Annotated in this window: 13 protein-coding genes; 6 read left to right on the top strand and 7 right to left on the bottom strand. The window is 73.5% G+C overall.

Features of this window, described 5'->3' with window-relative positions:
• From ACIBBH_RS40935 to metK, 5 genes are all read right to left on the bottom strand, one after another.
• The coding region (locus tag ACIBBH_RS40935) for an adenosylhomocysteinase (protein WP_399413847.1) at positions 1-387 on the bottom strand (387 nt) is incomplete at its 3' end.
• Positions 368-1,288 carry a methylenetetrahydrofolate reductase [NAD(P)H] gene (gene metF / locus ACIBBH_RS40930; RefSeq protein ID WP_399413845.1) on the bottom strand — a complete coding sequence of 307 codons (921 nt, stop codon included), beginning with the start codon at positions 1,286-1,288 and terminating at the stop codon, positions 368-370. The genes metF and ACIBBH_RS40935, both read right to left, overlap by 20 nt.
• On the bottom strand, positions 1,285-4,803 hold the full coding sequence (gene metH, locus ACIBBH_RS40925) for a methionine synthase (RefSeq protein ID WP_399413843.1): 3,519 nt from the start codon (positions 4,801-4,803) through the stop codon (positions 1,285-1,287). Before metH ends, metF begins: the two co-directional genes overlap by 4 nt.
• Entirely contained in the window at positions 4,800-5,783 is a 984-nt protein-coding gene (locus tag ACIBBH_RS40920) for a carbohydrate kinase family protein (protein WP_399413841.1), read from the bottom strand. Before ACIBBH_RS40920 ends, metH begins: the two co-directional genes overlap by 4 nt.
• 13 nt (positions 5,784-5,796) lie before the next feature.
• On the bottom strand, positions 5,797-6,996 hold the full coding sequence (gene metK, locus ACIBBH_RS40915) for a methionine adenosyltransferase (protein WP_399413839.1): 1,200 nt from the start codon (positions 6,994-6,996) through the stop codon (positions 5,797-5,799).
• Positions 6,997-7,173: 177 nt separating this feature from the next.
• Here metK and ACIBBH_RS40910 point away from each other — a divergent pair, with 177 nt between their 5' ends.
• Positions 7,174-7,743 (top strand): hypothetical protein, encoded by a 570-nt coding sequence (locus tag ACIBBH_RS40910; RefSeq protein ID WP_399413837.1) that lies wholly within the window; start codon positions 7,174-7,176, stop codon positions 7,741-7,743.
• 220 nt (positions 7,744-7,963) lie between these two features.
• Here the strand turns inward: ACIBBH_RS40910 and ACIBBH_RS40905 are convergent, their stop codons facing one another.
• Entirely contained in the window at positions 7,964-8,152 is a 189-nt protein-coding gene (locus tag ACIBBH_RS40905) for an acyl-CoA carboxylase subunit epsilon (protein WP_399413836.1), read from the bottom strand.
• On the bottom strand, positions 8,149-9,756 hold the full coding sequence (locus tag ACIBBH_RS40900) for an acyl-CoA carboxylase subunit beta (RefSeq protein ID WP_399413834.1): 1,608 nt from the start codon (positions 9,754-9,756) through the stop codon (positions 8,149-8,151). Before ACIBBH_RS40900 ends, ACIBBH_RS40905 begins: the two co-directional genes overlap by 4 nt.
• 233 nt (positions 9,757-9,989) lie before the next feature.
• Between ACIBBH_RS40900 and ACIBBH_RS40895 the strand changes: the two genes are divergently transcribed.
• From ACIBBH_RS40895 to ACIBBH_RS40875, 5 genes are all read left to right on the top strand, one after another.
• Positions 9,990-10,892 carry an ACP S-malonyltransferase gene (locus tag ACIBBH_RS40895; RefSeq protein WP_399413832.1) on the top strand — a complete coding sequence of 301 codons (903 nt, stop codon included), beginning with the start codon at positions 9,990-9,992 and terminating at the stop codon, positions 10,890-10,892.
• Position 10,893: 1 nt separating this feature from the next.
• Positions 10,894-12,453: an AMP-binding protein gene (locus ACIBBH_RS40890; RefSeq protein WP_399413830.1), complete on the top strand. Its 1,560-nt coding sequence runs from the start codon at positions 10,894-10,896 to the stop codon at positions 12,451-12,453.
• A 40-nt stretch (positions 12,454-12,493) separates the two neighbouring features.
• The gene (locus tag ACIBBH_RS40885) at positions 12,494-14,002 is read left to right on the top strand and encodes an AMP-binding protein (RefSeq protein WP_399413828.1); all 1,509 of its coding nucleotides are present in this window, start codon (positions 12,494-12,496) and stop codon (positions 14,000-14,002) included.
• The gene (locus ACIBBH_RS40880; RefSeq protein WP_399413826.1) at positions 13,999-15,246 is read left to right on the top strand and encodes a type III PLP-dependent enzyme; all 1,248 of its coding nucleotides are present in this window, start codon (positions 13,999-14,001) and stop codon (positions 15,244-15,246) included. The genes ACIBBH_RS40885 and ACIBBH_RS40880 overlap by 4 nt, the downstream gene beginning before the upstream one ends.
• An 85-nt stretch (positions 15,247-15,331) precedes the next feature.
• Positions 15,332-22,398, top strand: a 7,067-nt coding sequence (locus tag ACIBBH_RS40875; protein WP_399413849.1) for an SDR family NAD(P)-dependent oxidoreductase, incomplete at its 3' end; no start/stop codon positions are given.

Below are 22,398 nucleotides of genomic sequence, written 5' to 3'. Positions count from 1 at the left end.
CGGGCCGCCGGTGGGGCTGTCCGGCCAGGTCAGCGCCTGCTCGGTGCACCACCAGTACTCCTCCAGGGTCTCGCCCTTCCAGGCGAAGACCGGGATCCCGGCGGCGGCGATGGCGGCGGCCGCGTGGTCCTGGGTGGAGTAGATGTTGCACGAGGCCCAGCGGACCCGCGCGCCGAGCGCGACCAGGGTCTCGATCAGCACCGCCGTCTGCACGGTCATGTGCAGGGAACCGGTGATCCGGGCGCCCTTCAGCGGCTGGGTCCCGGCGTACTCCCTGCGGATCGCCATCAGGCCCGGCATCTCGTGCTCGGCGAGGGTGATCTCCTTGCGGCCGAACTCGGCCAGGGACAGGTCGGCGACCTTGAAATCAGCGGTCGTGGCGGGCATGCGCGGGCCTCTCGGTGAGATTGCGGTGGATGTCGAGGGTCGCTGTGGAGCGGTTGAGGGTGATGTAGTGCAGGCCGGGCGCGCCCTCGGCGAGGAGCCGCGCGGCCAGGGCCGTGGCGTGGTCGACGCCGATGCGCTGAGCGGCCTCGGGGTCGTCGCGGGCGGCTTCGAGGCGCTCGGCGAGGTCCCGGGGGAAGCGGGCGTTGCTGAGTCCGGCGAACCGGGCGATCTGCCGTACGTCGGTGGCCGGCATGATCTCCGGGATGATCGGCGTGTCGCAGCCCGCGGCGCTGACGCGGTCACGCAGCCGCAGGTAGTCCTCGGCGTCGAAGAACATCTGCGTGATGGCGTAGTCGGCGCCGGCCCGGCACTTGGCGACGAAGTGCCGGATGTCGCTCTCCCAGTCCGGCGAGCGCGGGTGGCGCTCCGGGAACGCGGCGACGCCGATGCTGAAGTCACCGCTGGCGCGGACGAGTTCGACGAGCTGGACGGCGTGGCGCAGGCCGTCCGGGTGCGGTGTCCAGGGTCCGCGCGGGTCGCCGGGCGGGTCGCCGCGCAGGGCCAGGACGTCGCGGATCCCGGCGTCGGCGTACTGGCCGATGATGTGCCGCAGCTCTGCCACCGAGTGGCCGACGGCGGTGAGGTGGGCGACGGGGCGCAGCGTCGTCTCGGCGGCGATGCGCCGGGTGACGGCGACGGTGCGGTCCCGGGACGAGCCGCCCGCGCCGTACGTCACCGACACGAACGCGGGCGCGACGCCCTCGATGCGGCGGACGGCGTCCCACAGGGTGCGTTCCCCGGCGGCCGTCTTCGGCGGGAAGAACTCGAAGGAGTACGTCGTCACGCCGGCGGCGAGCAGAGCCCGCAGGGAGCCTACGGCCGAGGTGGCGGCAGTCGTCATGGTGTGCCCTCCTCGGCCGGGCCGCCGGTCGTCTTGAAGTAGACGGCCTCGGGGTGGTGCAGGATCAGGGCGTCTGTGGACTGCTCCGGGTGGAGCTGGAACTCCTCGGAGAGGGTGACGCCGATGCGTTCGGGGCGGAGCAGGCCGGCGATCTTGGCGCGGTCCTCCAGGTCGGGGCAGGCCGGGTAGCCGAGGGAGTAGCGGCAGCCCTGGTACTCGGTGCGCAGCATGCCGGCCAGGTCGGCGGGGTCGCGGTCCGCGAGGCCCAGTTCGGCGCGGACGCGGGCGTGCCAGAACTCGGCCAGCGCCTCGGTCAGTTGCACGGACAGGCCGTGGAGTTCCAGGTAGTCGCGGTAGGCGTCGGCGGCGAAGAGTTCGTTCGCCGCCGCGGAGACCCGGTTGCCCATGGTGACCGTCGTGAAGGCCACCACGTCCGTCTCGCCGGACTCCTCCGGGCGGAAGAAGTCGGCGAGGCACAGGTGGCGGTCGCGGTGCTGGCGCGGGAAGGTGAAGCGGGTGCGTTCGGCGCCGTTGTCGTCGAGGACGATCAGGTCGTCGCCCTTGGAGACGCAGCGGAAGTAGCCGTGGACGACGGCCGCTTCGAGGAGGTTCTCGGTGTGCAGGCGGTCCAGCCAGGCGCGCAGGCGGGGCCGGCCCTCCGTCTCGACCAGTTCCTCGTACGTCGGCCCGTTGCCGGCGCAGGCGGACTTCAGGCCCCACTGCCCCATGAAGGTGGCCCGTTCGTCGAGCCAGGAGGCGTAGTCGGCGAGCGGGATGCCCTTGGTGACGCGGGTGCCCCAGAACGGCGGGACGGGGACGGGGTTGCCGGTGGCCACGTCGGAGCGGACCGGCAGCTCCCGGGTGTTGTGGCGCGGCCGGGCGGTGGCCGTCGCGCGGACCCTGCGGCGCTTCAGCTCGGGCAGCCCGGCGCCCGGTTCGCCGCGTCCGAGGGCGGTGAGCGCGTCCATGAGGCGCAGGCCTTCGAAGGCGTCGCGGGCGTAGCGCACCTCGCCGTCGTACAGCTCGTGCAGGTCCTGTTCGACGTACGCCCTGGTCAGCGCGGCTCCGCCGAGGATGACGGGGTAACTGGTGGCGAGACCGCGGGCGTTGAGTTCCTGCAGGTTCTCCTTCATGACCATGGTGGACTTCACCAGCAGGCCGGACATGCCGATGGCGTCGGCGCCGTGCCGCTCGGCCGCTTCGACGATCGCGGACGCCGGCTGTTTGATGCCGAGGTTCACCACGTTGTAGCCGTTGTTGGTGAGGATGATGTCGACGAGGTTCTTGCCGATGTCGTGGACGTCGCCCTTGACGGTGGCCAGGACCAGGGTGCCCTTGCCGGCGGCCTGGGTGCGCTCCATGTGCGGTTCGAGGTGGCCGACGGCCGCCTTCATCACCTCGGCGGACTGCAGCACGAACGGCAGCTGCATCTGCCCGGAGCCGAACAGCTCGCCGACGGTCTTCATGCCGTCGAGGAGGATGTCGTTGACGATCTCCAGCGCGGAGTGCTCGGTCAGCGCCTCGTCCAGGTCGGCGGCCAGGCCCTGGCGTTCGCCGTCGATGATGCGGCGGCGCAGCCGTTCGGCCAGGGGCAGCGCGGCGAGTTCGGCGGCGCGCGAGGCCTTCACGGAGCGGTTGTCGACGCCGTCGAAGAGTTCCAGGTAGCGCTGCAGGGGGTCGTATCCCTCGCGGCGCCGGTCGTGAACCAGGTCGAGGGCGCACTCCAGCTGCTCCTGCGGGATACGGGAGATGGGCAGGATCTTGGAGGCGTGCACGATGGCCGAGTCCAGGCCGGCGGCGACGCACTCGTGCAGGAAGACGGAGTTGAGGACGGTGCGGGCGGCCGGGTCGAGGCCGAAGCTGATGTTGGACACGCCGAGCGTGGTCTGCACGTCCGGGTGGCGGCGCTTCAGCTCCCGGATGGCCTCGATGGTCTCGATGCCGTCGCGGCGGGTCTCCTCCTGCCCGGTGGCGATGGGGAAGGTCAGGCAGTCGACGAGGATGTCGCCCTCGGCCATCCCCCAGCGGCCGGTGAGGTCGGCGATGAGACGTTCGGCGACGCGCACCTTCCACTCGGCGGTGCGGGCCTGGCCCTCCTCGTCGATGGTGAGCGCGATGACGGCGGCGCCGTGCTCGGTCACCAGCGGCATGATCCGGGCGAACCGGGAGGCGGGTCCGTCCCCGTCCTCGTAGTTGACGGAGTTGACGACCGCGCGGCCACCGAGCCGTTCCAGACCGGCCTCCAGCACGGCGGGTTCGGTGGAGTCGAGGACGACGGGCAGGGTGGAGGCGGTGGCGAGGCGGCCGGCGAGTTCGCGCATGTCGGCGACGCCGTCGCGGCCCACGTAGTCGACGCACAGGTCGAGCAGATGGGCGCCGTCGCGGATCTGGTCGCGGGCGATCTCCACGCAGGTCTCCCAGTCCTCGCGGACCAGGGCCTCGCGGAACCTCTTGGAGCCGTTGGCGTTGGTGCGTTCGCCGATGGCCAGGTAGGAGGTGTCCTGCCGGAACGGCACGGAGGTGTACAGGGAGGCGGCGGCCGGCTCGGGGCGCGGGTCGCGGCGGGCGGGTTCGAGGTCGCGTACGGCCTCGGCGACCTGCCGCAGGTGCTCGGGGGTCGTGCCGCAGCAGCCGCCGACCAGGCTGATGCCGTGCTCGGTGACGAACCCGCGGTGCGCGGCGGCCAGTTCGGCGGGGCCGAGCGGGTAGTGGGCGCCGTCGGCGGTGAGGACGGGCAGGCCCGCGTTGGGCATCGCGGACAGGCCGGTGCGGGCGTGCCGGGACAGGTGGCGCAGGTGCTCGTTCATCTCGGCGGGGCCGGTCGCGCAGTTCAGGCCGATCAGGTCGATGCCGAGGGGTTCCAGGGCGGTGAGGGCCGCGCCGGTCTCGGAGCCGAGCAGCATGGTCCCGGTGGTCTCGACGGTGATCTGCACGAACAGCGGCAGGTCGGCGCCGGCCCCGCGCAGGGCGCGGCGGGCTCCGGTCAGGGCGGCCTTGGTCTGCAGCAGGTCCTGGGTGGTCTCCACGAGCACGGCGTGCACCCCGCCCGCGACGAGCCCTTCGGTCTGCTCCTGGTAGGCGTCACGGAGATCGGCGTACGCGGCGTGCCCGAGGGTGGGCAGTTTGGTGCCGGGGCCGACGGAGCCGAGGACCCAGCGGGGGCGGTCGGCGGTGCTGTGGCCGTCGGCGACCTCGCGGGCGATGCGGGCGCCGGCCTCGGCGAGTTCGCGGATGCGGGAGGCGATGCCGTACTCACCGAGGTTGGCGAGGTTCGCGCCGAAGGTGTTGGTCTCGACGCAGTCGACGCCCGCGCGGAAGTACGCGTCGTGGACGGAGGCCACGAGGTCGGGCCGGGAGACGTTGAGGATCTCGTTGCAGCCCTCGTGGCCCTGGAAGTCGTCGAGGGTGGGCTCGTGTTCTTGGAGCATGGTGCCCATGGCTCCGTCGGCGACCACCACCCGGGTGGCCAGGGCGTGCCGCAGCTGCCGTGGGGTGGCCGCTCGTTGACTGCTCACAGGGCGGCCTCCAGGAAGGGTGCGAGTGCGGCGGCGGCCTCGTCGCCGTAGCCCTCGGTCAGCCGCGCCGTCACGGTCGTACGGTCGAGGACGTACTCCTGCGGCCCCGGGGCTTCGAGGGCGAGGGCGGCGAGAACGCAGCCGAGGCGGGCCGCGGCCGGCTCGGGCAGGCCGGCGGCGAGCGCGGCGAGGAAGCCCGCGCGGAAGGCGTCGCCGACGCCGGTGGGGTCGGCGGCCTGGCGGACCGGGGCGGCCGGCACGACCACGGCCCGCTCTCCGGCGCGTTCGATGCGGACGCCGTCCGCGCCGAGCGTGGTGACCCAGCAGCCGACCCGGTCCAGGATCCGCCGCCCCGGCCAGCCGGTGCGCTCCTTGACGAGGGCGGCTTCGTAGGCATTGGTGAACAGGCGCCGGGCGCCGTCGACGAGGCCGCGCACCTGGTCCGGGGCGAGCCGGGCGAGCTGCTGGGAGGGGTCGGCGGCGAACGGGATGCCGAGTGCCCGGCACTCCTCGGTGTGCCGGACCATCGCCTCCGGGTCGTCCGGCGAGATCAGGACGAGGTCCAGGCCGCCGACCCGGTCGGCGACCGGGGCGAGGCTCAGCGTGCGGGCCTCGGCCATGGCGCCGGGGTAGAAGGTGGCGATCTGGTTCTGCGCCCGGTCGGTCGTGCACACGAAGCGCGCGGTCTGTGCCGTGGGCGAGACGTGCACGGAGTCGGTGTCGACGCCGTGCTCCTTCAGGTGGACCCGGTAGTCGGCGAAGTCCGGGCCCACGGCGCCCACCAGCACCGGGGACAGCCCCAGCCGGCCGAGTCCGTAGGCGATGTTGGCGGCGGCGCCGCCGCGCCGTACCTCCAGGCTGTCGGCGAGGAAGGACAGGGAGACGTGGGACAGCTCACCGGGCACCAGGTGGTCGGTGAAGCGCCCGGGGAACGTCATCAGATGGTCGGTGGCGATGGAACCGGTGACGGCAATCCGCATGGCCCGGCCCCGCTCAACCCGTCGCGGCCTGGCGGAGCTTGTCCGCCCGGTCGGTGGCCTCCCAGGTGAAGTCGGCGCCGGTGCGCCCGAAGTGGCCGTACGCGGCGGTCTGCGCGTAACGGGGCCGCAGCAGGTCCAGGTCGCGGACGATGGCGGCCGGGCGCAGGTCGAAGACATCGCTGACGGCCTGCTGGATCCGCGCCACGGGCACGGTCTCGGTGCCGAAGGTCTCGATGAACAGGCCGACCGGAGCCGCCTTGCCGATGGCGTAGGCGACCTGGGCCTCGCAACGCCGGGCGAGACCGGCGGCGACGACGTTCTTGGCGACCCAGCGCATCGCGTACGCGCCGCTGCGGTCCACTTTGGAGGGGTCCTTGCCGGAGAACGCGCCGCCGCCGTGGCGGGCCATGCCGCCGTAGGTATCGACGATGATCTTGCGGCCGGTCAGGCCGGCGTCGCCCATGGGACCGCCGATCTCGAACCGGCCGGTGGGGTTCACCAGCAGCCGGTGCCCGGACGTGTCGAGGTCGAGGCCGGCCAGCGCGGGTTCGATGACGTGGTCGCGCAGGTCGGGTACGAGCAGCGCCTCCAGGCTGATGTCGGGGGCGTGCTGCGAGGAGACCACGACGGTGTCCAGGCGGACCGGGCGGTCGCCCTCATACTCGATGGTGACCTGCGTCTTGCCGTCCGGGCGCAGATACGGCAGCGGGCCCTCCTTGCGGACCTCGGCCAGGCGGCGGGCGAGACGGTGCGCGAGGGCGATCGGCAGCGGCATCAGCTCGGGGGTGTCGTCGCAGGCGTAGCCGAACATCAGGCCCTGGTCGCCGGCGCCCTGCCGGTCGAGTGCGTCGCCCTCGCCGGCGCCCTCGACCCGGGTCTCGTAGGCGTCGTCGACGCCCTGGGCGATGTCGGGCGACTGGGCGCCGATGGAGACGGAGACGCCGCAGGAGGCGCCGTCGAAGCCCTTGGCCGAGGAGTCGTAACCGATGCCGAGAATGGTCTCGCGCACCAGCGCCGGAATATCGACGTAGGCGGAGGTGGTGACTTCGCCCGCGATATGCACCTGGCCGGTCGTGATCAGGGTTTCCACCGCGACGCGGGCCGCCGGGTCCTGGGCGAGAAGTGCGTCGAGAATGGTGTCGCTGATTTGGTCGGCGATTTTGTCGGGATGGCCCTCGGTCACCGACTCCGAGGTGAACAGTCGACGGGACACGCTTTCCTCCAGCCGTTCCTGAAGCCGGAACTGGCCTAGGTCCGGGAATTGTTGTCGCAAGAGCGTGCGCCGGAATGCTTGGGGACGGCTAAAGCAGTCCGTTCTGCCACGGTCTTTTCCGCTTTAGCGCGCTACAAGGAGCGGCTGACTCAATGGCGGTTTAGAAAGGAGCTTTCCATGACCCGCTACCTCATCAGCTTCCTACCTTGGATCGCCTACGCCGCGATCGCGACGAGCGACGAGTGGCGCAGCGGCGCGGAGTGGGGACTGGGGATCGCCGCGTTCGTGATCTTCCAGGGACGCCGGTCGGGCAAGCACTTGGACGAGATGGTGATCGAAGTGAGTGCCCTCGTGTTCTTCGCGGGCATCACCTGGCTCTCGTACAAGCAGCCCGACTCCGGCCTCATCCCCTACGGCCCTGCCCTGGTCGACGCGTGGCTCGCGCTCACGGCGTTCGGTTCGCTGTTCATCGGGCGGCCGTTCACGCTGGGCCTGGCCCGCAAGATCGCGCCCGAGCACGTGTGGAAGACGAAGGCGTTCTTCCGTACGAACGCGACGATCACCTCAGTATGGGGGGTGTCCTTCGTCGTGGCGGCCGGTGCGCTGGCGCTGCTGATCAAGGCCGATCCGCATGCCACGACCGCCGCGATCGTCATCAAGGTCGTCACCTTCGTCGTCCCCGTCCTGTTCACGATGCGGTATCCGGCGATCGCCGCGCAGCGAGCCCGCCAGACCGCCATGCAGTGACATGTCGTGCGCACCGGCCGGCGCCGCGCCCGTTACCCCCGGGGTGCGGCGCTCGTTGGCGTGCGGCGCCGCGCGCCGGGGGGCTCCCCGCCCCGGACCGCCGGCCTCTGCCCACCCGCCAGCCGGCTCGGGGGGATCGAGAAGCGGGCGTCATGAAGCGCCGCTGCCCGGTGGTGCGGCAGCGGCGCTTTCGCTGTCGGCGGGCTCAGGGGCCGGGGCTCTACGCCGTCGCCCACGATCCCGGCAGCCGGTGGGCGCCCGGGATCCAGCCCGCGGCCGGTGGGGTCGGGGGCTCGGGCGGTTCGGTGCCGCGCAGGACCGCCAGCAGGACGACGGTCACCGCGGCCAGCTGCTCCGGGTCGGGGGCGCCCCGTACGACCCGGATCCGTGTGTCCTCCGCGCCGCTCATACCGGCTGGTTCCCGTGCTTGCGGGCCGGCATCGCGGCGTGCTTGGCACGCAGCACGGCCAGCGAGCGGATGAGCACGGAGCGGGTCCCGGCGGGGTCGATGACGTCGTCGACGAGACCGCGCTCGGCCGCGTAGTAGGGGTGCATCAGCTCCTCCTGGTACTGCCGGATCCGCTCGGCGCGGGCGCGCTCGGGGTCGTCGGCGGCGGCGATCTCCCGGCGGAAGACGACGTTCGCCGCGCCCTCGGCGCCCATCACCGCGATCTCGTTGGTGGGCCAGGCGAAGGTGAGGTCGGCGCCGATGGACTGGGAGTCCATGACGATGTACGCGCCGCCGTACGCCTTGCGCAGGATCACCGAGATGCGGGGGACGCTGGCGTTGCAGTACGAGTACAGCAGCTTGGCGCCGTGCCGGATGATGCCGCCGTGCTCCTGCTCGCGGCCCGGCAGGAAGCCGGGTACGTCGACGAGCGTGACCAGCGGGATGCTGAACGCGTCGCAGGACTGCACGAACCGGGCCGCCTTCTCACTGGCATGGATGTCGAGCACGCCGGCGAAGGAGGCCGGCTGGTTCGCCACGATGCCGACGACGTGGCCGTCGAGGCGGGCCAGGGCGCAGATGATGTTGGTGGCCCAGCCGGCGTGCACCTCGAAGATCTCGCCGTCGTCGACGATCTCCTCGACGACGGGACGCATGTCGTACGAGCGTCCGGGGTCGCCCGGCACCAGGTCGAGCAGGGCCTCGCAACGCCGGTCCGGAGAGTCCTCGGGGCGGACGGCGGGCGGCAGTTCGCGGTTGTTCTGCGGCAGCATCGACAGCAGGTAGCGCACCTCGGCGAGGCACTCGGCCTCGTCCTCGTAGGCGAAGTGCGCGGCGCCCGAGACGGTGGCGTGCACGTCGGCGCCGCCGAGCCCGTCGTGGCTGATCTGCTCGCCGGTGACGGCCTGCACGACGTCCGGGCCGGTGATGTACATCTGCGAGGTGCCGCGCACCATGAACACGTAGTCGGTCAGGGCGGGGCTGTAGGCGGCGCCGCCGGCGCACGGGCCGAGCATCACGCTGATCTGCGGGATGACTCCGGAGGCGGCCACGTTGCGGCGGAAGATGCCGCCGTACCCGGCGAGCGCGGTGACGCCCTCCTGGATGCGGGCACCGGCGCCGTCGCTGAGCGCGACCAGCGGGGCGCCGGCGGCCAGCGCCAGGTCCATCACCTTGTGGATCTTCGCGGCGTGGGCCTCGCCGAGGGAGCCGCCGAAGATGCGGAAGTCATGGGCGTAGACGAAGACCGTACGGCCCTCCACCGTGCCCCAGCCGGTTATCACGCCGTCGGTGTACGGCCGCTTGTTCTCCAGGCCGAAGCCGGTGGCCCGGTGCCGGCGCAGCGGCTCGATCTCCTGGAAGCTGCCCTTGTCGAAGAGGAGTTCGAGACGCTCGTGGACGGTCAGCTTGCCCTTGGCCCACTGCGCCTCGGTGGCGCGCGGGCCGGGTCCCTCCCGTACCGTCTGCTTCACCAGGTCCAGCAGAGCCACCCGGGAGCGCGGGTCGGGGCGCGGTGGCGGCTGGGTCATGGGGGCGAGTGAGGTGGTGTCCTCGGTCACGGTCATGGGTCACCCATCCATGTGGCTGAAGGATATGCGGACCGTCCATTCAAGCCACCTTGTTCGCAAAGAGGCCACAGCGAGCACCCCCTATGGTCGGCGGGCGCCCCCTAGTAAGGGTGGCGGGCGGGGTCCGATAGGGGTTGGTGGGGCCTCGCGCGGCATCTAGAACTGTCCGAACGAGGCCAGTTCGCGAAAAGACGGGTGCTGCGATGACAACGGCGATGGTATTCCCGGGAATGGGGCCCACCCGCTTCCGGGAACTCGGGCGCTTCCTGCTTCTCGATTCCCGTGCCAAGAAGCTTCTTCCGGTCGCGGACGAGGTCCTCGGCCATTCCCTTTTCGACGCGTTCCGGCAGAGCGAGGACGAGTACGCCCCGGCGGCGCAGGTCGCCTTCATGGTGGTGTGCACGGCGCTCGCTGAGCGGGCCCGCGAGGAGCTGGGCGCCGAGCCGGTGGTGTGCACCGGCGCCAGCTTCGGCGAGAAGCCCGCGGTCGGCTTCAGCGGGGCGCTGGACTTCCCCGAAGCGGTGCGGATGACGGCCGGGCTGGCCCGCTGCACCGCCGAGCACTTCGCGCGGGAGCACCGGGACGTGGTGACGCAGTCCTTCGTCCGGGCACCGGACGGGCCGCTGCGCGAGCTGTTCGCGGACATGGACGCCCGGGGTGCCTGGCACGAGGTGGCCTGCCGGCTCGACGAGGGCTTCCTGATGGTGTCCGTGCGCGAGGGCGAACTGGAACGCTTCCAGAAGGAGTTGCGGTCCATCGGCGCACTCCCGTTGTACGTGATGCGGCCGCCGATGCACTCCTCGCTGTTCACCGGGCTGCGTGAGCTGGCCGCCCGCGAGGTCATCGACGCGCTCCCGCTGCGCGACCCGGTGCTGCCCGTGCTCGCCGACCAGGACGGCGCCGAACTGACCACCGCCGACGGGCTGCGGCACATGCTGCTGGACCACTTCGTACGGCCGGTCGACTGGCCCGCGACCCTCGACGCGCTGCACGCCCGGGGCGTCGAGCGTCTGGTGATCGCCGGCCCGGACGCCCTGTTCGGCCGCGTGGAGTCGGCGACCTCCCGCTTCGAGGTGGTCCCCGTCTCCCCGGACCGGGCGGCCCGGCCCGCGACGGCCGCGGCGGGGGTGTGACATGACGGCCCAGGTTTCGGAGACCACCGCTGTGCCCGTCGAGCCGGAGGGCAGCCTGCACGGGCTGTTCCTGCGCGGCCTCGCCCTGTCGGCCGACCGGGAGTGCTTCCGGGTCGACGGGCGCGGCACCACGTACGCCGAGGCGCACCGGGCCGCGCTCGCGCTCGCCGGGGCCGTGACGGAGGTCTGCGGGGGGATCCCGCGGACGGTCGCGGTACTCGGCAGCAAGAGCGGGGAGGCGTACACCGGCCTGCTGGCCGCGCTGTACCTGGGGGCGCGGGCCGTGCCGCTGCACCCGGACTTCCCGGCCGCCCGCAACCGTGCCGTGCTGCAGGCCGCCGAGGCCGACGCCGTCATCGCCGATGCCCGTGGCGCGGCGGCGTACGAGGCACTCGGCATGCCGGGCATCCCCCTGGTCGCGGCCGGCGGGCAGCCGCTTGCGGGTACGCCGTGGGAGGCGCCCCGGGCGGTCGACCCGGAGGACACCGCGTACATCCTGTTCACGTCCGGCTCGACGGGCCGTCCCAAGGGTGTGCCGACCACGCACCGCGCCGCCGACAGCTACTTCCGTACGCTGCGCGGCCGTTACGACTTCCGCCCCGGCGACACCTTCACGCAGACCTTTGACCTCACCTTCGACTGCGCGATGTTCGACCTGTTCTGCGCGTGGGGCGCGGGCGCCCGGGTCGTGCCGCTGCCGATGCGGGCGTACCGGGCGCTGCCGGAGTTCCTCGCCGAGGAGCGGATCACGGTGTGGTTCTCCACTCCGGGCGCCATCGCGCTCGCCCGGCGTTCGGGGGCGCTGGCGCCGGGGGCCCTGGAGGGCCTGCGCTGGTCGCTGTTCGCGGGTGAGCCGCTGCACCGGCACGACGCCGAGGACTGGCAGGCGGCGGCGCCGCACAGCACCGTGGAGAACCTGTACGGCCCGACCGAGCTGACCATCACCGTCACCGCGCACCGCCTGTCGCCGGCCACGCCCGACGAGCGGTACGTCAACGGGGTCGTCCCCATCGGGCCCGTGCACGCCTCCCTCAGCCACGTCCTGCTCGGCCCCGACGGCTCCACCGGCGGCGACGAGGGCGAACTGTGCATCACCGGGCCGCAGATGTTCGACGGCTATCTCGACCCGGCCGAGAACGAGGGCCGGTTCCTCGACCACGCCGGCCGCCGCTGGTACCGCACCGGCGACCGGGTGCGCCGCTGGCCGGACGGTGAGATCGGCTATCTGGGCCGCGCCGACGACCAGGTGCAGGTGCAGGGCTGGCGCGTGGAGCTGTCCGAGGTCAGCCACGCCGTGCGGGCCCTGGACGGGGTGGAGGACGCCGTCACGGTCGCCGTGCCGCGCGCCGGCAGCCACGAACTGGTCGCCTTCTACACCGGCCGCCCCACGACAAGCGCCCTGCTCGCCAAGGAGCTGACCGCCGGCCTGCCCAAGGCGATGGTGCCGCGGCTGCTGGTCCACCTTGCCGAGTTCCCGATGAACGCCAACCGCAAGATCGACCGCTCCGCCCTCCGGTCCCGCGCGCTGACCCTGCTGGACAGCGGCCGGGCCCGGAGCTGACCGGACGCCGAAAAGCCACGGACGACAAGGAGACCCTCCCGTGGACGAGAAGTTCCCCAAGGACGCCCGCCTGCTGCACCACCTCCTCGACGCGCAGGCCGCCGCCCGCCCCCAGGACGTCGCCGTGCGCGACGCCCGGGACTCCTGGACGTGGCAGCAGCTCCAGGCGCAGACCCGGGCCGCCGCCGACTGGCTGCGCCGGGCCGGGGTGACGCCGGGCGACCGGATCGTCGTGCGCCTGCCGAACGTGCGCGAGACGACGGCGCTGCTGTACGCGGCCTCCCGGGTCGGTGCGGCACTGGTACCGATCAGCGCCGAGATGAAGGAGTTCCATCTGCGCGCGGTCATCGCCGACTGCGCGCCGCGGCTCGTCGTCGTCACCGACGGCGCGGGCGAGTGGGCGGGGGGGCTGACCGACCGGCCCGTGCACGAGGTGGGCGCGCTGTGGGCCGAGCTGACGGCCGACGGGGAAGGCGCCGAGGCCGGGCAGGGTCCGGACACGCCGGCCGTGCTCGTCTACACCTCCGGCTCGACCTCCACGCCGAAGGGCATCATCTGCCCGCACGCACAGATGCTGTTCGCGGCGCACTCCATCAACGAGGTGCTCGGCTACCGCGCCGACGACACCGTCTTCGTCCGGGTGCCGCTCTCCTTCGACTACGGCCTGTTCCAGGTGCTGCTGTGCGCCGTGGCGGGCGCGACGCTGGTCCTCGCCGACTCCGAGGCCGACTCCAAGCTGCACATCCTGATCCGGGAGAGCGGCGCGACCGTGCTGCCGCTGGTGCCCTCGCTTGGCGGCCCGCTGATCCGGCTCGCCCAGCGCGACCCGCGGCCGACCCGGCTGCGGATGTTCACCAGCACCGGGGCCGCGCTGGAGCAGCGGATCATCGACGGCCTGTGGAAGTGCTTCCCGGGCGCCCGGGTGGTGCGCATGTACGGCATCTCCGAGTGCAAGCGCATCACGATCATGCCGCCGGACCAGGACCACGAGCGTCCCGGCTCCTCCGGGCTGCCGATCCCGGGCACCGAGGTGGCGATCCTCGACCCGGACGGCAACGAGGTCCCGGCCGGGGAGAGCGGTGAGATCACGGTGACCGGGCCGCACGTCATGGCCGGGTACTGGAACCTGCCGGAGATCACCGCCCGCACCTACCGGCCCGATCCGGCGACCGGCACAACCCGCTTGTTCACCGGCGACTACGGGCGCGTCGACGAGGACGGCTACCTGTACTTCGAAGGCCGTCGCGACGACATGTTCAAGCGCAAGGGCATGCGGGTGTCCACGATCGAGATCGAGGGCGCCGCGATGGACATCCCGGGCGTGCGCAACGCGGCCGCCCTGAAGCCGACCGCCGACCGAGACCTGATGATCTTCGTGGAGTCGGACGAGCTGGCCCCGCAGGCGGTGCTGCGCGAGCTGGCCGCCCGGCTGGAGGCCGTGAAGGTGCCGGCGCTGTGCAAGGTGCTCGGCTCCTTCCCGCTGACCTCCAACGGCAAGAACGCCAAGCAGCAGCTGGAGGCAATGCTGGACGCCGAGGCCGCGAAGTGACCACGGCGATCGAGCGGCATGCGGAGCTGGACCGCGAACTGGTCGCCCGGTACGGCTCACCGCTGTACGTGTACGACCTGGACCGGGTGGCCCGGGCCCGGGCCGACCTGCGGGCGGCCCTGCCCGACGGGGTCACCCTCTACTACTCGCTGAAGGCCAACCCGCATCCGGGTCTGGTGCGGGCGCTCAGGCAGGGCCCCGGCGGCTGCCGGGCCGAGGTGTGCTCCACCGGGGAACTGTTCTCGGCGCTTCAGGCCGGGCACCCGGCGGAGTCCGTCCTGTACTCGGGGCCGGGCAAGACGGCCGGGGAGCTGGCCGTGGCGCTCGCCGAGGGCGTGCGCACGTTCTCCGTGGAGTCGGCGGGCGACCTGCGCCGGCTGGGCGAGCAGGCCGTGCGGCACCAGGTGGTGGCGCAGGTGCTGCTGCGCGTCAACAGCGCGGCGGCCGCGGCGACCACCAGCATCCGGATGACCGGTACGCCGTCGCAGTTCGGCCTCGACGCCGAGACCCTGCCGGAGCTGTTGCCCGCCCTGCTCGAGGTGCCCGGCACCGAGGTGGTCGGGGCGCACTTCTTCCCGTTGTCCAACTCAAAGGACGAGGACAGCCTGATCGCCGAGTTCACGGCGACGATCGAGCAGGCGGCGAAGCTGGAGAGCGAACTGGGCCTGCCGCTCAGGATGCTGGACATCGGCGGCGGCTTCGCGGCGCCGTACTCGGTGCCCGGCGAACGGCCGGTGTACCCGAATCTGCGGGCGGCCCTGGAGAAGGCCCTGGACGACCGGCTGCCGCGCTGGCGCGAGGGCGGGGTGGAGATCGCCTGCGAGTCGGGCCGGCACCTGGTCGGCGACAGCGGGCGGCTGCTCACGTCCGTGACCAACGTCAAGGAGAGCCGGGGCCGTACCTTCGCGATCCTCGACGCGGGCATCAACACCCTCGGGGGCATGGCCGGTCTCGGCCGGCTGCTGCCGCTGTCGGTGGATCCGGCCTGCCACCGTACGGGCGAGCCGGTGCCCGTGAGTCTCGCGGGCCCGCTGTGCACGCCCGGCGACCTGCTGTCCCGCTCGGTGCGGATGCCGCCGCCGCAGCCGGGTGACGTGCTCGCGGTGCCGAACATGGGCGCCTACGGGCCCACCGCGAGCCTGCTGCTGTTCCTGGGCCGGCCGGCCCCGGTGGAGCTGCTGCTCAGTGGCGGCGAGGTGGTCTCGGCCTCGCGCCTCGTCTCCTCCCGTACCGACGTCGCATAACCCAGCCTGGAGTTCACTGACCATGACCGAGTCCGCCGCCCAGCCCCCCCACGACACATCCGAACCGCTCCTGTCGGCAGCCGAGTTGACCGGACTGCCCAGGTCCGCGCAGGAGCGGCGGCTGCTCCGGCTCGTCGTCGAGCAGGCCGGAGCCGCGCTGCGCGAGGCGGGCCGGGAGCCGGGCGGGGAACTCGATCCGGGTCGGCCGTTCCGGCAGTCGGGGCTCGACTCGCTGGCCATCGTCGACCTGCAGCGGCGGCTGTCCGCCGCGATCGGCGTCGAGCTGCCGGTGTCGATCGCCTTCGACCACCCGACCCCTCGGGCGCTCGCCGAGCAGCTGGTGCGCGAGATGCTGGGCGAGTCCCCGGACGACGTCGGGGAAGCCGGGTACGGCGTCGCGGACCCGGGCGAGGCGGTGGCGATCGTCGGCATGGCCTGCCGCTATCCGGGCGGTATCGCCTCCCCCGGGGAACTGTGGGACCTGGTCGCGGCGGGGCGCGACGCGATCGGTCCGCTGCCCGAGGACCGCGGCTGGGACGTGGCGGGCCTGTACGACCCGGACCCGGACGCGCCCGGCAAGACGTACGCGCGCGAGGGCGGATTCCTCTACGGCGCGGCCGAGTTCGACGCCGACTTCTTCGGGATCAGTCCGCGCGAGGCCGCCGCGATGGAGCCGCAGCAGCGACTGGCGCTGGAGGCGTCGTGGGAGGCCCTGGAGCACGCGGGCGTCGACCCGGTGGCGCTGCGCGGCAGCAGCACCGGGGTGTTCGTGGGCGCGGAGCCTCAGGAGTACGGGCCCCGGCTGCACCAGGCGCCCGACGGCTACGAGGGTCATCTGCTGACCGGCGCCGCCACCAGCGTGATCTCCGGCCGGGTCGCCTACACGCTGGGCCTGCAGGGCCCGACGCTGACGGTCGACACGGCCTGCTCCTCTTCGCTGGTCGCGGTGCACCTGGCGGCGCACGCGCTGCGCTCGGGCGAGTGCTCGCTGGCGCTCGCGGGCGGGGTCGCGGTGATGTCGAGCCCGGGCACCTTCACCGCGTTCAGCCGGCAGCGCGGGCTGGCCCCGGACGGCCGCTGCAAGCCGTTCGCGGAGGCCGCCGACGGCACCGGATGGGGCGAGGGCGCCGGCTTCCTGGTCCTGGAGCGGCTGTCCGACGCCCGCCGCAACGGCCACCGTGTCCTCGCGGTCGTCCGGGGGTCGGCCGTCAACCAGGACGGCGCGAGCAACGGCCTCACCGCCCCCAACGGCAGCGCGCAGCGCCGTCTCGTCCAGCGGGCGCTGGCCTCGGCGGGCCTGACCGGCGCCGACGTCGACGCCGTCGAGGCACACGGCACCGGCACCCGGCTCGGCGACCCCATCGAGGCGGGCGCGCTGCTGGCGACCTACGGCCAGGACCGCGCCGAGCCGCTGTGGCTGGGCTCGGTCAAGTCGAACCTGGGACACACCCAGGCCGCCGCGGGCGTCGCCGGGGTCATCAAGATGGTGCTGGCGCTGCGCCACGAGCTGCTGCCGCGCACCCTGCACGTGGACACGCCGTCGTCCCGGGTGGACTGGTCGGCCGGCTCGGTCGAGCTGCTGACCGAGGCCCGGCCGTGGCCGGCCGGGGGGCGGACGCGCCGCGCGGGTGTGTCCTCGTTCGGCATCAGCGGCACCAACGCGCACGTGATCGTGGAGGAGGCACCGGCCGAGGAGCCCGCCGCCCCCGCGGAACCGGACGGACTGCCGGTGGTGCCGTGGCTCGTTTCCGGTACGACCGAGGAGGCGCTGCGCGACCAGGCCGCCCGGCTCGCCGAGCACCTGCGCACCCGCCCCGGGCTCACCGCCGGTTCGGTGGCGTCGGCGCTCGCGGGCCGCACGGCGTTCGCGCACCGGGCCGCCGTGGTCGCGGGCGGCCGGGAGGCGCTGCTGGCCGGGGTCGAGGCCATCGCCCGGGGCGAGGCCCCGTTGCGCGGCGAACCGGCCGGCGGCCCGCTGGCGTTCCTGTTCACCGGGCAGGGCAGCCAGCGCCTCGGCATGGGCCGCGGCCTGTACGAGGCGTACCCCGTCTACGCGCGCGCCTTCGACGAGGTGTGCGCGGCACTCGACCTCTACCTCGACCGTCCGCTGCGGGACGTCGTGTTCGGCGAGGCCGGCCCGTACGGCGAGGCCGGCGGCGAACTCGATTCCACGCACTACACGCAGCCCGCCTTGTTCGCCCTGGAAGTCGCGCTGTTCCGGCTGCTCGAGGCGTGGGGTGTACGGCCGGACGTGCTGGCCGGGCACTCCATCGGTGAGCTGGCCGCCGCGCATGTGGCCGGGCTGTGGTCCCTGGAGGACGCGGCGCTGATCGTGTCCGCGCGCGGCCGGCTGATGCAGCAGCTCCCGGCGGGCGGCGCCATGGCCGCCGTCCAGGCCACCGAGGACGAGGTGCGCGCGGTGCTGCCGGAGGGCACCGGTATCGCCGCCGTCAACGGGCCGGTGTCGGTTGTCGTCTCCGGTCCGCAGGCGGGCGTGGACGAGGTCGTCGCGCACTTCTCGGCGGCCGGACGCAAGACGAAGAAGCTCACCGTCAGCCACGCGTTCCACTCGCCGCTGATGGAGCCGATGCTCGCCGAGTTCCGCCAGTTCGCGCAGGTGCTCGACCCGATGCGGCCGAGCCTGCCGATCGTCTCGGCGCTGACCGGCCGCGAGGTGTCGTACGACGAGCTGGCCGACCCCGAGTACTGGGTGCGTCACGTCCGTGACGCGGTGCGGTTCGCCGACGCGGTCCGCACCCTGGAGGGGCAGGGTGTCCGCACCTTCCTGGAGCTGGGCCCGGACGCCGTGCTCACCGCGATGGGCGCGGAGTCCGTGACCGACGGAGTGCTGCTGCCCGCCCTGCGCCGGGGCCATGACGAGCCCGGCTCACTGGTCGGCGCGGTCACCGCGCTGCACCTGCGCGGAGTGGAGGTCGCCTGGCCGGCGTTCCTGGGTGCGGGCCACGAGCCCGCCGAACTGCCCACCTACGCCTTCCAGCGCAAGCGCTACTGGCTCGACGCCCTGGCCGACGGCCCGGCCGACCCGGCCGCCCTCGGCGTCCTGGACGCCGGACACCCGCTGCTCGGAGCCGCGTTGACCGTGGCGGGCTCCGAACGCCTGGTGCTCACCGGCCGGCTGTCCGTGCGCACCCACCCCTGGCTGGCCGACCACGCGGTGGGCGGCACGGTGCTGCTGCCCGGCACGGGCTTCGTCGAACTCGCCGTGCGCGCCGCCGACCTGGCGGGCTGCGCGACGGTGGAGGAGCTGACCCTCCAGGCCCCCCTCGCCCTGGACGACCCGGAGGCGGGCGTCGACATCCAGCTCGTGGTCGAGGAGCCCGGACCGGACGGCCGCCGCCCGCTGACCGTGCACTCCCGTACCGGTGACACGGACTGGACCGTGCACGCCCAGGGCCTGCTGGCCCCGGCCGCGACCGCCGCCGTCCCCGATCCCGGGCTCTGGCCGCCGCGGGGCGCCGACCCGATCGACGTGACGGACGCCTACGCCCGCATGGAGGCCCAGGGCTACGGCTACGGCCCCGCGTTCCAGGGGCTGCGCGCGGCCTGGCGGCGGGGCGAGGAGCTGTACGCCGAGGTCGCTCTGCCGGACGGGGTGGACGCGACGGGCTACACCGTGCACCCGGCCCTGCTGGACGCGGCGCTGCACGTCATCGGCATCGACGAGGACGCCGAGGGCGCCGAGCTGCCCTTCGCCTGGACCGGCGTGAGCGTACGGGCCGCCGGCGCGACCGCGCTGCGCGTCCACATCGTCCCGGCCGCCTCCGGTGTCGCGCTGCACCTGATGGACCCGACCGGAGCCACGGTGGCGTCCGTCGGCTCCCTGGTGCTGCGGCCTGCCGGGGACACGCGCCGGGTGGTGCCGCTGTACCGGGTCGCGTGGTCCCCGGCGCAGGGCGCCCCGGTGGACGCCGCCGGGTTCGAGGTGGTGTCGGGCGGGACCGTGTCCGAGGTGCTCACGGCGCTGCAGTCCTCGCTCGCGGGCGAGGCGCGGCTGCTGGTGCTGACCCGGGGCGCAGTGCCGGTGTCCGGTGACAGCGATGCCGGTGACCCGGAGCAGGCGGCGGTGTGGGGCCTGGTGCGCGCCGCGCAGGCGGAACACCCGGGGCGGATCGTGCTCGTCGACGCGGACGGCGCGCTTCCCTCCGTACTGCCGGACGGCGAACCGGAGTTGGCGGTGCGCGGCGGACGGTGGTTCGTGCCGCGCCTGGTGCGGGAGACCGTGCCGGCGGGCGGTGGCTCGTGGTCGACGCCGGGCACGGTGCTGGTGACCGGCGGCACCGGCGGGCTCGGCGCGCTGACGGCACGGCACCTGGTGGCCGAGCACGGGGTGCGCAGTGTGCTGCTGGTGGGACGGCGCGGGGCGGACGCCCCGGGTGCCGGCGAACTCGCCGAAGCTCTGCGCGCGTTGGGTGCCGAAGTGGCCGTCGAGGCCTGTGACGTCTCCGATCGGGCGGCGCTGACGGGGCTGTTCGAGGCCCACCCGGACATCACGGCGGTCGTACACGCGGCCGGTGTGCTCGACGACGCCACCTTCGGCACGCTCACCCCCGAGCGTCTGGAGTCGGTGTGGGCGCCGAAGGCCCGCGCGGCCCGCTATCTGCACGAGCTGACGGCCGACCGGCACCTCGACGCGTTCGTCCTCTACTCCTCGGCCGCCGCCACCTTCGACGCTCTCGGACAAGCCAACTACGCTGCCGCCAACGCCTACTTGGACGCCCTCGCGACGTACCGCCGGGCCCAGGGTCTTCCGGCGCTGTCCCTGGCCTGGGGCCTGTGGGACCCGGAGGCCGGCGGTATGGCGGCGGGGCTCGCACCGGCCGACGTCTCCCGAGCGGCCCGGGCCGGCACGCCCGCGCACGGCGTGGCGGCGGGCCTGGCGATGCTGGACGCGGCGGCCGCCCTGCCGGACGCCCCCCATCTTCTCGCCCTGCGCCTCGATCCGGAGGCCCTGACCCGCCGCGCCCGCTCGGAGGACCTGCCGGCGGTGCTGCGCGGACTGGTCCGCACCCCGACCCGCCGCACGGCGGGCGCCACCCCGGCGGACAGCGGCACCCTGGCGGACGAGCTGGCACCGCTGGACCCGGCCGACCGCGAACGCCGGCTGCTTGCCCTGGTCCGCACCCATGTCGCGACGGCCCTCGGCCACGAGGGCCTCCAGGCCGTCGACCCGGAGCGCGGCTTCGGCACCCTCGGCTTCGACTCGCTGGCGGCGGTCGAGCTGCGCAACAAGCTGGGCGCGGCGACCGGCCTGCGCCTGCCCGCGACGCTGACCTTCGACTACCCGAACGCCGCGGCCGTGGCCCGCTACCTGGACGAGCAACTCGTGGGCACGGCCACCGAGTCGGCGGCGGCGACGAGCGGGCCGTCGGGCGGGCCGTCCGTCGGGGACGACGATCCGGTCGTCATCGTGGGCCTGGCGTGCCGCTACCCGGGCGGGGTGAGCTCGCCGGAGGAGCTGTGGGCACTGCTCGCGGCGGGCGGCGACGCGGTCTCCGAGTTTCCCGCCGACCGCGGTCCGCTGTGGCAGGAGTCGTACGACCCCGACCCGGAGGCCGTCGGCAAGACCTACGTCAATCAGGGCGCCTTCCTGGAGCGGGCGGCGGAGTTCGACGCGGACTTCTTCGGCATCAGCCCGCGCGAGGCCCTGGCGACGGATCCGCAGCAGCGGCTGCTGCTGGAGACGTCCTGGGAGGCGTTCGAGCGGGCCGGGATCGACCCGGCCGCCCTGCGGGGCAGCGCCACCGGTGTCTTCGCCGGCGTCATGTACCACGACTTCGCCCCACGCCTGCACGACGTCCCGGAGGAGCTTGCCGGATACCTCGGCAACGGCGGTCTCGGCAGTGTGGTGTCCGGCCGGGTGTCGTACGCGCTGGGCCTGGAGGGTCCGGCGGTGACGGTGGACACGGCGTGCTCGTCGTCGCTGGTCGCCGTGCACCTGGCGGCGCAGGCGCTGCGGGGCGGCGAGTGCTCGCTGGCGCTGGCCGGCGGGGTGACGGTGATGTCGACCCCGGACACGTTCGTGGACTTCAGCCGGCAGCGGGGCCTCGCGGCGGACGGCCGCTGCAAGCCGTTCGCCCAGGCCGCGGACGGTACGGGGTGGGGCGAGGGTGTCGGTGTCCTGGTCCTGGAGCGGCTGTCGGACGCCCGCCGCAACGGGCACCGCGTGCTCGCGGTCGTGCGCGGCTCCGCGGTCAACCAGGACGGCGCCAGCAGCCAGCTGACCGCGCCGAACGGGCCGTCCCAGCAGCGGGTCATCCGGCAGGCCCTCGCCTCCGCGAACCTGGGTCCCGCCGATGTCGACGCGGTCGAGGGGCACGGGACCGGTACCCGGCTCGGCGACCCGATCGAGGCGCAGGCCCTGCTCGCCACCTACGGCCAGGACCGGGAGCAGCCGCTGTTGCTCGGGTCGGTCAAGTCCAACCTGGGGCACACGCAGGCCGCCGCGGGTGTCGCCGGGATCATCAAGATGGTCCTCTCCCTGCGCAACGAGGAGCTTCCCCGGACGCTGCATGTCGACGCTCCGTCCTCGCACGTGGACTGGTCGGCGGGCGCGGTGGAGCTGCTGACGGAGGCCCGGCCGTGGCGGGCGGGGGACCGGACCCGGCGCGCCGGTGTCTCCTCCTTCGGCATCAGCGGCACCAACGCCCACGTCATCGTGGAGGAGGCACCGGCCGAGGAGCCCGCGGAGGCCGTGGAGCGGGTGGCTCTGCCGGTGGTGCCGTGGGTCGTGTCCGGCAAGACGGCGGCGGCGGTACGGGCACAGGCGGCCCGGCTGCTGGAGTTCGTCACCGAGCGCCCGGGCCTGGACCCGGCGGACGTCGGCTTCTCGCTGGTGACCCGGCGCTCGGCGTTCGCCTGCCGGGCGGGTGTGGTGGCCGGTGACCGGGAGGGGCTGCTGGCAGGTCTGGAGGCCGTCGCCGGGGGTGGCGCGCTGCCGGTGAGCGGGCGGGGGCCGTTGGCGTTCCTGTTCACGGGTCAGGGCAGCCAGCGGCCCGGGATGGGCCGGGAGCTGTACGAGGCGTTCCCGGTGTTCGCGGCCGCGCTGGATGAGGTGTGCGCCGCGCTGGACGTGTATCTGGAGCGTCCGCTGAGGGATGTGATGTTCGGCGGGGAGGGGCTGGACGAGACCGG

The sequence above is a fragment of the Streptomyces sp. NPDC051636 genome (assembly GCF_044453765.1).
In the GTDB taxonomy this organism is placed as follows: Bacteria; Actinomycetota; Actinomycetes; order Streptomycetales; family Streptomycetaceae; genus Streptomyces.
The sequence above is the reverse complement of the archived record's forward strand: the minus strand, read 5'-3'. Positions and strand labels throughout refer to the sequence as shown.